Source organism: Candidatus Saccharibacteria bacterium (assembly GCA_034521515.1).
In the GTDB taxonomy this organism is placed as follows: domain Bacteria; phylum Patescibacteriota; class Saccharimonadia; order Saccharimonadales; family JAXHMH01; genus JAXHMH01.
In genome coordinates this window covers 201,706-214,422 of the sequence record JAXHMH010000002.1, presented here as the reverse complement: position 1 = coordinate 214,422, position 12,717 = coordinate 201,706, and the positions used below count along the sequence as shown (strand labels likewise).

6 protein-coding genes, 2 tRNA genes and 2 rRNA genes are annotated in these 12,717 nt (G+C 49.2%); 8 read left to right on the top strand and 2 right to left on the bottom strand.

Annotation, left to right across the window (positions count from 1 at the left end; all coding sequences use genetic code 11):
- Positions 1-52: 52 nt before the first annotated feature.
- On the top strand, positions 53-397 hold the full coding sequence (locus tag U5K77_01035; protein ID MDZ7744331.1) for a DUF3307 domain-containing protein: 345 nt from the start codon (positions 53-55) through the stop codon (positions 395-397).
- Positions 398-511: 114 nt separating this feature from the next.
- Here U5K77_01035 and U5K77_01030 read toward each other — a convergent pair.
- Positions 512-588 (bottom strand) — tRNA-Ile (locus U5K77_01030).
- A gap of 88 nt (positions 589-676) precedes the next feature.
- A tRNA-Ala gene (locus tag U5K77_01025) sits at positions 677-753 on the bottom strand.
- A gap of 760 nt (positions 754-1,513) precedes the next feature.
- On the opposite strand from U5K77_01025, the gene U5K77_01020 reads away from it, so the two are divergent.
- The 7 genes from U5K77_01020 to U5K77_00990 all read left to right on the top strand — a co-directional run bounded on the left by U5K77_01020 (position 1,514) and on the right by U5K77_00990 (position 12,670).
- A 23S ribosomal RNA gene (locus U5K77_01020) occupies positions 1,514-6,178 on the top strand.
- Positions 6,179-6,629: 451 nt separating this feature from the next.
- Positions 6,630-6,744 (top strand): 5S ribosomal RNA (rrf, locus tag U5K77_01015).
- Positions 6,745-7,647: 903 nt separating this feature from the next.
- Entirely contained in the window at positions 7,648-10,164 is a 2,517-nt protein-coding gene (locus U5K77_01010; GenBank protein ID MDZ7744330.1) for a glycine rich domain-containing protein, read from the top strand.
- A 371-nt stretch (positions 10,165-10,535) separates the two neighbouring features.
- A complete protein-coding gene (locus U5K77_01005) occupies positions 10,536-10,688 on the top strand; it encodes a hypothetical protein (GenBank protein MDZ7744329.1) in 153 nt (50 codons plus the stop codon).
- Positions 10,689-10,969: 281 nt separating this feature from the next.
- Entirely contained in the window at positions 10,970-11,920 is a 951-nt protein-coding gene (locus U5K77_01000) for a hypothetical protein (protein MDZ7744328.1), read from the top strand.
- A 37-nt stretch (positions 11,921-11,957) separates the two neighbouring features.
- Positions 11,958-12,341: a hypothetical protein gene (locus U5K77_00995; GenBank protein ID MDZ7744327.1), complete on the top strand. Its 384-nt coding sequence runs from the start codon at positions 11,958-11,960 to the stop codon at positions 12,339-12,341.
- Positions 12,332-12,670, top strand: coding sequence for a hypothetical protein (locus U5K77_00990; protein ID MDZ7744326.1), 339 nt, complete (start codon positions 12,332-12,334; stop codon positions 12,668-12,670). The genes U5K77_00995 and U5K77_00990 overlap by 10 nt, the downstream gene beginning before the upstream one ends.
- The last annotated feature ends 47 nt before the right edge of the window (positions 12,671-12,717 follow it).

Here is a 12,717-nt window from a genome sequence, read left to right as displayed (position 1 = left end):
GGGCTCTTTTTAGTTCCGGTGTATACTTAGACGGACAGGCAATGGGGGCTTTATGGATTTTGTACTACTACTTACGTTGATCGCAGGGCACTACCTAGCGGACTTTGGTCTACAGAGTCAGCATATGGCAGCCAAAAAGCAACTCATATTCCTTGACCCTATGGGCATACATGCTTTGACCTCTCATGCGTTTATTCACGCGATAATTGCGGGACTATTATCAGGCAGTATTTTGGCAGCAGCTATCATTGGGTCGGCTCACTGGTTAATTGATTTTGGCAAAGCATCAAAGTGGCTGCACAAAAAATTAGGCAAGGAAGAGGGGCTATACGGTATTCATGTTGATCAAGCACTGCATATAGCAGTGATTTTTATAGTTGTAGTAACTGTTATCTAGCTGTAGTTAAAAAACACCCTATATAGGATGTTTTAATTTGTGGGCAAATGAGTTACTCGAACCATCGACCTCGTCATTAGGCGCTACGCTTGAAGTCAATATATTGAATATTTTTGGTGGGGCTAGGTGGACTCGAACCATCGACCTCGTCATTATCAGTGACGCGCTCTAACCAACTGAGCTATAGCCCCATCAGAAAAACTCAATGTTTGTAAAAGTATATCCTCGGTAACGCTCTCCGGCCAACTTAGCCGACCGGCCTTGTTTGAGTGTAATTTTTGGTGGAGCAACGGGGACTCGAACCCCGGACCCCCTGCTTGCAAAGCAGGTGCTCTAGCCAACTGAGCTATTGCCCCATGCAAAATTACTCCGGTAATTCTAGCGTAAACGGAGGAATAAGACAAGCCAACCGTCTTTGTGCGAGTAAACACACTGTTTTAGGAGTTAAGTTGTAGGAAGTTTTACAGCAGAATAGGGTTGACCGCCTCTGTTAATGGTGATAAGATGTTCTGGCTGCTTGAGTTTAGGTCATTTGTTTGACGTCTAAACCGCCAAGCCAGAAACGTAAACTCAAGTTCTATACGCAGCAAGATATATTCTTACAGTGGGGATGTCTTGAGTTTGTATCTTAACAATCTGATGTAAAGAAATGAGAAATAAGGCAAACGGCAACACAACTATTGCATTTGGATGCAGCACAAGGAAGTTATGAGAAACGGAGCGAGTCGTACTAATAGTACGGTGAGCGAGTATCGGAGTAACTGACGCAGTGATGCGCCAAAAGTGATGACAGATCGGCAGCTCTGCTGGCGAGCAGTCAGCGCGATGCGAAGTTGTGAGTAGTTGGTAATTACCAACAACTAGTCAACCGTTCGTCGCCTTTTAGGCTATGAACGGTCCTTCGTAGCTTCCTTTGGAAGCGAAGAAGGATTGCACTTAATGACCCATAACTTCGTACTTGAGTGCAGTGCACGGAAGAAACAAGCAACGGACTGTGCCGTATATTAATACGGTGAAGGAGTAGCACAGTTTCTGACAAAGCAATACCTCAAGAGCTTTAGCAGTGCGGCCAGCTTTGCTGGACGGTAGGCTAAAGTGTTACAAGTTGTGGAATCGTAAAAAGTTACACAAGCGCACACAAAGGATGCCTTGACGTAAGATACCGATGAAGGACGCGAGGAGCTGCGATAAGCTTCGGGGAGCTGCTGACTAAGCTTTGAACCGAAGATTTCCGAATGGGGAAACCCGGCTAGAGTCATGTCTAGTCACCTATAGTTGAATTCATAGGCTATATGGCGGTAAGCGGGGGAACTGAAACATCTTAGTACCTCGAGGAAGAGAAAGTAAACAACGATTCCGTTAGTAGTGGCGAGCGAACGCGGAAGAGCCCAAACCTTTTATGCTCCAGCTGTGTCTCACTTTGTTCGACAAGCTAGAGCAATAGTTAATAGGAAAATAGTTAATAGTTAATGACATTTGTTATCAACTATCATCTATCAACTATCATCTATTGCATTAGCTCGAGCGAAGCGAGATGCAGCCGGTAAGGCTGGTAGGCTAATGCATAATGGGGGTTGTGACACTACAAACAACCTTTTGCAGGAACTGAATTTATTCAGTCTTTGCATAAGGCTGCAGACGCTACCATTAGTCTGCATAAGGTCAGAAATTAGCGAGGCGAGCAGAAGGAATTGGAAAGTTCCGCCAGAGACGGTGAAAGCCCGGTATGCCAAGTCTCGCTAACCTTATATTTGTAGGGCTTGTGCGGAGCACAAGCGAGTGAAAAGTATATAAAGTTTTAAAGTATAAAGTCTTAGGGCTTTTAACTTTTAACTTTCGGCTTTTAACTTGCTCGTGCAAAGCGCGAGCCGTATGTCGAGTAGGTCGGGACACGTGAAACCCTGACTGAATCCGGGACGACCACGTCCCAAGGCTAAATATATCTTACGATCGATAGTGAACTAGTACCGTGAGGGAAAGGTTAAAAGAACCCCGGAAGGGGAGTGAAATAGAACCTGAAATTGTGTGCGTACAAGGAGTCGGAGCCCTGCAGTGAGCTTTCGATGCCATTCGCTTTGCGAATGGATACGGTTTTGCGTAGCAAAACTGATCGAAAGTCTACTGCAGGGTGACGGCGTGCTTTTTGTAGAACGATCCAACGAGTTACTCTGCATAGCAAGCCTAAGTCATTTGACGGAGGCGTAGTGAAAGCGAGGCTGAATAGGCCGATTTAGTTATGCGGAGTAGACCCGAAACCAGGTGACCTAACCATGGGCAGGTTGAAGCGTGGGTAAAACTACGTGGAGGACCGAACCGTCGCATATTGCAACATGCTCGGATGACCTGTGGTTAGCGGTGAAATGCCAATCGAACCTGGAGATAGCTGGTTCTCCTCGAAATAGCTTTAGGGCTAGCGTTGTACGGTAGCTGATGGGGGTAGAGCTCTGTTTCGGACTGGGGCGAGTGATCGTACCCACCCTTGACAAACTACGAATACCATCAGTGGAACTACAGCAGTCAGAACGCCGGGGCTAAGCTCGGCGCTCGAAAGGGAAACAGCCCAGACCATCATCTAAGGTCCCCAAGTCTATGCTAAGTGGGAAACGAGGTGAGATTTCTTAAACAACGAGGATGTTGGCTTAGAAGCAGCCATTCATTTAAAGAGTGCGTAACAGCTCACTCGTCAAGAGATCTCGCGCGGAAAATGTAACGGGGCTAAAGCATAGCACCGAAGATATGGGCTTGTGCGATGCGCAAGAAATTTCAAACCTCAAACTTCAAATTTCAGATAAGTCTCAACTTCAATTTTCAAATCTTTGATTTTTGGTCTTTCTCTGAATTTTGGTTTTTGGTTTCTGGAGTTTCTTGCGCATCGCGCGAGCGGTAGAGGAGCGTTGATATTGCGCTGAAGTTAGATCGTAAGGTCTGGTGGAGCGGTATCAAGTGAGAATGTTGGAATGAGTAACCATAAGGCAGGTGAGAATCCTGCCCGCCGAAAGAGCAAGGTTTCCTGGGCCACGGTAATCGTCCCAGGGTTAGTCGGTCCTAAGCCGAGGCGCGTAGCGTAGGCGATGGACAACGGGTTAATATTCCCGTACTAGTCTTGTATTGTTTGGAGTGCGCGGCATGTTAGCAGGAGCGGGTTCATGGTTATACCCGTCTAAGTGGCGTAACAACCACGAATGAGAGGCCTTAACAGGCTGATTCTTGTGAGAGTGCTGACCAGAAAAGCTTCCAAACTTATGTGCATGGCTATCCGTACCGCAAACCGACACAGGTGCTCAGGTCGAGAAGACCAAGGCGTACGAGTGAATCTTCGTCAAGGAACTCGGCAATACAGCGACCGTAACTTCGGGATAAGGTCTGCCCCGTCACAGTGTTTATCACGTGTGACATGTAAAGCCAGTTTTCTTTTGAAAACGAGATCAAAACAGTAGTTCATGCAAGTTTTTAACTTCTTGCAAGGACCTGTATAAACGAGTAATACTCGAGACAAACAAATCAGAAGGAAGCTGACCCCTACAAAAGGGCACTATCGTGGTAGATAGTGTGACGGGGCCGCAGCTAAGGAGCCCAAGCAACTGTTTACCAAAAACACAGGTCTCTGCTAACACGAAAGTGGATGTATAGGGGCTGACTCCTGCCCGGTGCTGGAAGGTTAAGGGGAGCGCTTCACGGTGCGAACTGAAGCCCCAGTGAACGGCGGCGGTAACTATAACCGTCCTAAGGTAGCGAAATTCCTTGTCAGGTAAGTTCTGACCCGCACGAATGGAGTAATGATTTGGGCACTGTCTCGACGAAGAGCTCGGTGAAAGTGCATTGACGGTAAAGATGCCGTCTGTCCGCAGCAGGACGAAAAGACCCCGTGGAGCTTTACTACAGCTTGACATTGTGCCGGGTCGTAACATGTGTAGGATAGGTGGGAGGCTTTGAAGCCTACGCGCTAGCGTAGGTGGAGCCACCGGTGAAATACCACCCTTGTTACGATCTTGTACTCACCTGAGCCGAAAATTGTTAACAATTTTCCGCAGGTTAACAGTAGATGGTTAACAGTAAACAGTTTAAAGACTGTTGTCTGTATACTGTCAGCCGTTAACTGAACCGGAAATTGTTGGTAATTTCCGGTTCGGGAACAGTGTCTGGTGGGTAGTTTAACTGGGGCGGTTGCCTCCTAAAGAGTAGCGGAGGCGTTCAAAGGTTGGCTAAGTTCGGATGGAAATCGAACTGATAGTGCAAGCGCATAAGCCAGCTTGACTGTGAGGCCTACGAGCCAAACAGACACGAAAGTGGGAGCTAGTGACCCGTCGTACGTACATTTGTACATGAACGTGGGATCGACGACGCACACGGATAAAAGTTACCCCGGGGATAACAGGCTTATAGCGCCCAATAGTTCACATAGACGGCGCTGTTTGGCACCTCGATGTCGGCTCATCACATCCTGGAGGTGGAGCATCTTCCAAGGGTTCGGCTGTTCGCCGATTAAAGTGGTACGTGAGCTGGGTTCAGAACGTAAATTACATTGCGTTCTACCACTGAAAAGTGGTAATGTGTTGATGTACATCGCATCTTCGCTTTATAGCGAAAAAAACACTAAATCTGACTAATATCGGTGAAACCCCACCTGGATAAACGAACGATCCAGAGGGCAATACCGAGGGAAGACAGTAATGACCATGCAAGATGAAGAAAAGGCCTACATAGCTGGATTCTTAGATGGAGATGGCTCAATTATGGCGCAATTGATAAGCCGCAAGGATTATCGATTGGGTTTTCAGATTAGAGTTAGTGTTGTTTTCTACCAGAAAACAAACCATCAAGATTTTCTCCTTTGGCTGAAGGAGCAGCTAGGCTACGGATATGTTCGCCGACGCCCTGACGGGATGAGCGAATACACCATAGTCGGCTTAAGAGAAGTAGAACATGTATTGTTGCTTCTGTATCCCTTTCTTCGACTCAAAAAAGTGCTCGCTAGAGATGTCTTGAGATTAATCAAACAACATCCCGAGCAACGAAAAATGACCGCCAGAAGGTTGGTGCGGTTAAGTGAGCTGGTCGATAAGACCGCTACATTTAACTATTCAAAGAAACGCACTAACGGATACGCACAAGTCATCACTTTTTTGCAGGAGCGTGGCTTACTTGTCCCCGTAGAGACTGATCTGTCACTAGACCAGACAGAGAGATAGGACTCACAACCAGTGACCTATAATACGTCAGCCCCTAACTTTAATACATAAAGAAGGGTGAAGATATAGTCCGTGCCTTCAGTAATGGAGGATAAGTCTTAAGACATGAACACCTTAAGATGTACACGCGTGAGACAGTTCGGTTTATATCCGCTGTGGACGATAGGAAATTTGAGGGGAGCTGTCCCTAGTACGAGAGGACCGGGATGGACGCACCGCTGGTGTACCAATTGTCATACCAATGGCATGGTTGGGTAGCTATGTGCGGAAAGGATAAGCGCTGAAAGCATATTAAGCGCGAAGCCTCACCCAAGATTAGATTTCCCTGGAGCCTGCCTGTAAGGCTTACTTATCAAGGTAAAACTTGGTAGATTTTGGAGCGAAAAAGTTAAAATGCGAGGATGCATACCTATAAGGTACGTTGACGAACATTTTATATTTTGCAGCCCAAAATATACTGGTTTTAGCCAGAGTAAGTTTTGCAGGCAGGCTCCTAGAGGACACTGAAAGACGATCAGTTTGATAGGCTTTAACTGAAAGTGCGGTGACGCATTGAGGTGAGAAGTACTAATAGTCCCATTGACTTTTTACGACCATAACAATCAGGTCGCAGTTTATCTGCATAAGCCTGATCGTTATGGAGGAAAGTGCATTTATCCCGCACAAAATCCTGTAGCGAAGCAGTCTGTAACCAGATTGTGTAGCATCAAGACTTTGGTGCGGGGATTGACTAGTTGTTGGTGTGTATCACACACCATGCCTGTCCAGTAGAAATTCCTGAGCGAAGTAGTCTGTAATCAGATTACGGAGTCTCAAGAATTTTAGCTGGGTTTGCCTGCCCTGAGCATTGTCGAAGGGCTTTAACATTTCACATCAGACGTGCGATACATCACGAATGATATACGGCTAAATTGCCGTATTATCACAAATGATATAAATGGACATCAACAAGCGCCTGTCGGCGCGAGTACAAAGTGTTAAAGTTTTAAGGTATAAAGACTTTTAACTTGTTACTTTTCACTTTTAACTCAACGACTGTCGTCGTTGGTGCCCATAGCGCGAGGGAGACACCTGTTCCCATGCCGAACACAGCAGTTAAGCCTCGCAGCGGTTACAATACTTGGGGTTCACCCCTGGGAAAATAGCACGGCGCCAAATTATAGAATAAGCCATCCGAATAGGATGGCTTTTCTCTTTTAAAGGCATATGCGCCGTGCTATTTTCCCAAGAAGAAAATAATCGAAAATAGCCGGTCAAGCCTAAAACTTTAGGCTTGACCTTGGGGCGCCAAATTATAAAAAAGACCTCCGAACAGGAGGTCTTTTTTCTTTGCGGACCGTGCTATTTTCCCGGAAGGAAAATGATCGTATCTACTGACAAGGTCAGACCTTGGCATACCAAAACCGAAGTTAGATACACCCTTAACAAAATGGAACACATGCTCCAAAAACTAATAAACTTAGTTAAGTAAAGTATTTTTTGTAGTAGGGATCGACAATATAACTTAACCCAGTGGGTTTAAATCCTGTCTGTTTTATTTGTTTCCTATGGTACAAAGCCCTTGTGAGGACTCATACAGTAGTGCGCAGAACCGCCCATATTTTTTAATGCAAAGTGGCTCATATGAAGCAACCGAGTAGGTTTGCTTGCGTACAGTAAACGCGCCAGTCGACTGGCGCGTTTAGATAAGACGTACTACACTTGGATATTAAACTTAAATGATAAACCCTAACCCGACTGACAAGGTTTGACCTTGTCAGTCGGGTTAGAGGGTGATGGCTTAAAACTGCTTTAAAAATGGATAGTTTGTCTTGTTGGCTTGTGGATAACCATTACAATAATTCTATGAAATTATAGTGTAGTAGTTATAAATACATCAATATTTTATATATAAAAACAATTATACGTACAGTATATTTTATACAAAAACAGGTAAGAAAGGTCGATGTAGTAGTACTAATAACAACATATAATTATATTAATTTGATAAAAATAATTGATTTATAATTGAGTTAATTATGTGTACATTCACCCTTGATACTATCTGTTAAGTGAAGGATAATGAAGTCACGGTTTTTAAACAAAAAACCAAAACAAACCAAAAAACAAAAACAAATGTTCCAAAAACAGCGGTCACACCGCCTACCTTTCAACACAGCCAAGCTCTGGCTCTCAGGGCTATTGTTTGTGCTGTTTTTGTTTGTTTGGTCAATCCTAATTCCACCCCTGCAATCCACCTCTGCCGCCACTAGTGAATACCTCAACTTCCAAGCCCGTCTGTACAACAGTGCCGGCAACATAGTCCCTGACGGCACCTACAACCTAGAATTCAAACTACACGATCATGCCACCAACACTGGTGGCGCCCAAGGCAGCTGTTCCGGCAGCTGTGCCTGGCGCGAAACCCGCACCAGCACTGACCAAGTCACGGTTAGAAACGGCTACTTCAGCGTCAACCTGGGTTCCGTCACCAGCCTGCCAGACATCAACTGGGACCAAGACCTATGGCTCAGTATGAACATCGGCGGTACTGGCTCTCCCACCTGGGATGGTGAGATGACCCCCAGAATCAAACTAACCGCCATACCCCACGCCCTAAGTGCCGGCCAGCTCAACCAAGACGACGGCACCAACCGCGGCAGCCTCAACTTCAGCTCCATCACCAACGACCCATCAATTCTGCTACCTGATGCCAGTGGGACGCTTGCTTTACTACAAGCCTCCACTCCAGGCACTCCCCAAACCGGCCACATCAACCTCACCGGCACCATCATTGCCGGCAGCTTTGAGGGCGACGGCTCCGGCCTGACCGACCTTCACGCGACAAACATCACCACCGGCACCCTGGCCGATGCCAGACTAAGCTCGAACGTGGCACTGTATGACGCCACCACGGCCAACTTTACCGGCACCTTGCAGCAAAGCGGTGACAATGTCTGTACGTTTGCCGGCAATTGTATAGGGGGCACCGCAGGCTACGGCGATATATTGCAAGGGGGCAATGATCTTGGCGGCAGCGTTGCCATGGTACTCGGTACCGTTAATGACGGTGATGTGAATATCAAGACGAACGACACCATCCGTATGACCGTCTCAAACACCGGGCAGGTAGGCATAAATAACGTTGCTCCGGCAAACACGCTCAGTGTAAACACGCTTTCCACTGCTGACAGCTCGGCTCAGACCGCGCTTGCCACAGGCGGAAGCACCAATACTGGCCTGCTTGTGCAGGGCACATCAGGACAAACCGCCGATTTATTACAGCTGCAAGATAGCGACGGCAATGTCAACGCGTCGTTTAATGAAACAGGTGCACGGTTGACACTAGGTAGAATTGCTAGTAGTGGCACAGTTACGCAAGGCCTGTTGACGCTGGGTGACGGGTTCAGTAATAACGGTGCGACCATACAATCGGCTACATTGACTGCAGATCAGGCATACTTACTACCCAATACGACAGGTACGTTTGTATTAACTCCGGGAGAGGCTGGTAGTCAAACTTTTGAGTCCGTGTCGGCTATGCAACAGTTTACCGTACCAGCTGGCGTTACCGAGATTTTTGTTGAATTACGAGGTGCTGAAGGGGGTGTATCAGCTGAAAGTGGTACTGGAGGCGGCGATGGTGCAATTGTATCTGGCACCATGGATGTTACGCCAGGAGAGACGTTGTATTTTTACGTAGGAGGCGCGGGAGGTACGCCTACAGGTGGCTGGAACGGTGGAGGAGATAGTTACAGCGATTTTCGTACTGGCGGTGGCGGTGGTGGTGCAACCGATATACGTCGCGGAGGTACGGGCTTAACCGATCGTATCGTGGTTGCTGGTGGCGGCGGCGGCGGTAGTGGCTGGTACGGTAATAAATACGGCGGACATGGCGGTGACCATAATGGACAAGCTGGCCAGAATGGTGGTTATCCTGGCGAGGGAGGTACGCAAACTGAAGGTGGTGCCGGCAACGGCGATGGCGAAGATGGTGTACTTGGTGTAGGTGGCGATGCTTGCCCAACATGTACTAGTTATACAGCCGGTGGCGGCGGTGGCGGCGGTTATTACGGTGGCGGTGCCGGTGACTCTGGTGGAAGCACTTATAGTGGCGGCGGCGGTGGCGGCGGGTCATCGCTTGTACCCGCCGGTATGGGTGTGGAGGTAGGAAATGAGGGCGATGGCAGTATTCATGTTTCTTGGGCAGTAGGCACAGGTACTGCCGGCACTATCCCAGTGTTTGATGATAACAACACCGTTATAGACTCATTGATAAGCCAATCAGGTTCAACCGTTGCTATAGATGCTGGCTTAGATGTCGCCGGCCAAGCTCTATTCCAGAACCAAACAGACTCTACAACTGCCTTCCAAATCCAAAACGCCGCAGGTACTACCAATCTCTTACCGCTAACACCACTAATAATCGTATATCGATTGTTTGGCACTGCCCTTGTGCTTGGTTCTGACTCTTCTCCCAACCGGCGTCAACGGCGCCACGTACTACGATACCACGTCCAACACCTTCCGTTGCTACGAAAACGGTGCCTGGCTAGATTGTGTCACAGATACCAGTGGCAACATCAGTCAAGGTGGTGACACATTCGGTGCAAACGAGTCACAGCGCCCAGGACAATTACGGCTAGAACTCCTCGCCACAGACCATACAGTCTTAAGCCGTTGAATACCGGCGAAGCCCTACTCGACACCCTCCAACTCCACCACCGCCTTCCAAATCCAAAACGCCGCAGGCGTGCAGGCTCGCCTGATGGCTGATGCTGCCGACTGCTACCATCATGGCACCAGCAGTCAGCTGTCCGCTATAACGATCCGGCTCCAACGACGCTCAAACGGCTCCATCTCCCCACCAATGCAGCTAAGTCGGCCCGGTACCACCAGTTGACGGCGCCTCACGCTGGTACTCCCCTGGTACACCACCAGTTCGGCACCAGCACGCCCCACAGTCTACGATGCGAGTCGGCACCACCAACGCCCACACCTCAGAGTCGACCATGGCTCCAGTCATCAGCCCACAATACACCCTGGATGTCGACGGAGATGTAAACACAACCGGCGTCTACCGGGTTAACGGCACACAAATAACTACGGGTGACTTCGAGTGACGGTGGTAGCCTAGTCACCGGCTCTTGGCACCGCCAACCGTCTAGCTATGTTCGACGCTGCTCAGAACGTGGTTGACTCCACACTCCTCCAAGGCACCGGCACACTTACCCTAGACACCAGCAACGATCTTATTCTAGCCGGCGGTGATCTTGATGTAACCGGCCGGAGGCAGCTTTACTACCAACGTAGACGTAGACGGTAATACGGTACTTGGCACCAACTCATCTAACACACTGACAGTAAACGCCGGTATTAACTCTAATCCTACGACCAAGCGCGGATGACACCTACGACCTTGGCTCCGAGCACCAACCGTCGGCAAGACGTCTACGTCCGTGCCAAACTCCATGCAACATTGGCACAGTCATGGCAACGACGCCTACCCTCGGCTACGACACCACCAAAGAAGAGGTGCAGAGTCACCACAACCGTTCACGCACCAAAGTTCACTGGTGGGGAAGTAGACGTCTCCCCAACCTCAGACGGCGAACATCACTACGTCTGGAGTGCTGCAACTGGCTGGATTAACCTAGAGCCTGGCACGATGTATGACGTCCGCGTCTACCCAGACCACCTAGAAGGCATGGCCTGGGGCGAAACCACCGGCTGGATTAGCTTTGGTACATACACAGGAGGCGGTGAGCACACCTACGCCAACACAGATGAAACAGACTACGGTGTCAACCGTAACCCAACCACCGGTGAACTATCCGGCTTTGCCTGGAACACCGCTACTGGTTGGATTAACCTGGACCCAACCGACGGTGGTGTCACTCACGACCCAGACACCGGTGAATACACCGGCTACGCCTGGAGCGAGAACTACGGCTGGGTCAGCTTTAACGGCATAGCCGATGACACGACTGAGTACACCCCACGAGCTGGCCTGGGTAGCCGCAGTGTTAAGACCGGTGTCCTCGAAGCCTCATCCACCATCAAGGTAGGCACAGACAGCACTAACTACGGCACCATGCACTTTGATAACCAGACCAACAACCTTGTATTAGGGAGTACAACCGGCGGTGTAGTGATTCAGAACGGCACTGATACCACAGAAGCTTTCCAGATTCAAAATACTTCTGGTTCCAGCCTGTTTACTGCCGATACTCAGAATATGAGTGTTGGGATTGGCAGCAATAATCCGATAGCACGATTAAACGTAGATGCAACAAGCTTTACGTATGGTACCGGTGGCGAAACGTGGGGACCACCGTACCGCCGCCGAAGCTAACAGCTGGCAATCCGTCACCTATGGCAACGGCATCTTCGTGGCCGTCGCAAGCAGTGGCACCAACCGCGTCATGACCTCCCCAGACGGCGAAACATGGACTGCCCGTACCGCCGCCGAAGCTAACAGCTGGCGCTCTGTCACCTACGGCAACGGCACCTTCGTCGCAGTTTCCTGGGAAGGCACCCCAGCACCGCGTCATGACCTCCCCAGACGGCATAACCTGGGCCACCCCCGTCACCGCCGCCGAAGCTGGCGCTGGCAATCCGTCACCTATGGCAACGGCCAGTTTGTGGCGGTGGCAAGCAGTGGCACCAACCACGTCATGACCTCCCAGACGGCGAAACGTCGGCCACCCGTACCGCCGCTGAAGCCAACTACTGGAGCTCAGTTACCTATGGCAATGGTGTTTATGTGGCTGTGACAGGCGATGGCACTAATCACGTTATGACCAGTTCTGACGGTGTTAGCTGGGTTACTCAGACTGCCGTGGTAGACAATGATTGGCAGTCGGTCACCTATGGCGATGGTCTCTTTGTTGCAGTAGCAGGGAATGGTGGCAGCAGTGAGTCAAGCGACCGTGTTATGACGAGTACCGACGGCGTAACCTGGTTTGCGAATACGCCAGATAGCAAACTTGATGCGTGGGATAATGTGGCGTATGGAAATGGTACATTTATAGCAATTGCCGCGAAAAGTATCGTTATGACCTCCCCAGACGGCCTTACTCTGGACTCCATATTCCGCTGTTGAGGCCAACTGGTGGAACTCATTTACGTACGGCAACGGTCGCTTCGTCG

What these genes read in the sequence shown, in the direction of transcription:
- U5K77_01005 (MDZ7744329.1), top strand. Translation starts at nt 10,536, where the DNA reads ATGCGAGTCGGCACCACCAACGCCCACACCTCAGAGTCGACCATGGCT.
- U5K77_01010 (MDZ7744330.1), top strand. Translation starts at nt 7,648, where the DNA reads ATGAAGTCACGGTTTTTAAACAAAAAACCAAAACAAACCAAAAAACAA.
- U5K77_01035 (MDZ7744331.1), top strand. Translation starts at nt 53, where the DNA reads ATGGATTTTGTACTACTACTTACGTTGATCGCAGGGCACTACCTAGCG.
- U5K77_01000 (MDZ7744328.1), top strand. Translation starts at nt 10,970, where the DNA reads ATGACACCTACGACCTTGGCTCCGAGCACCAACCGTCGGCAAGACGTC.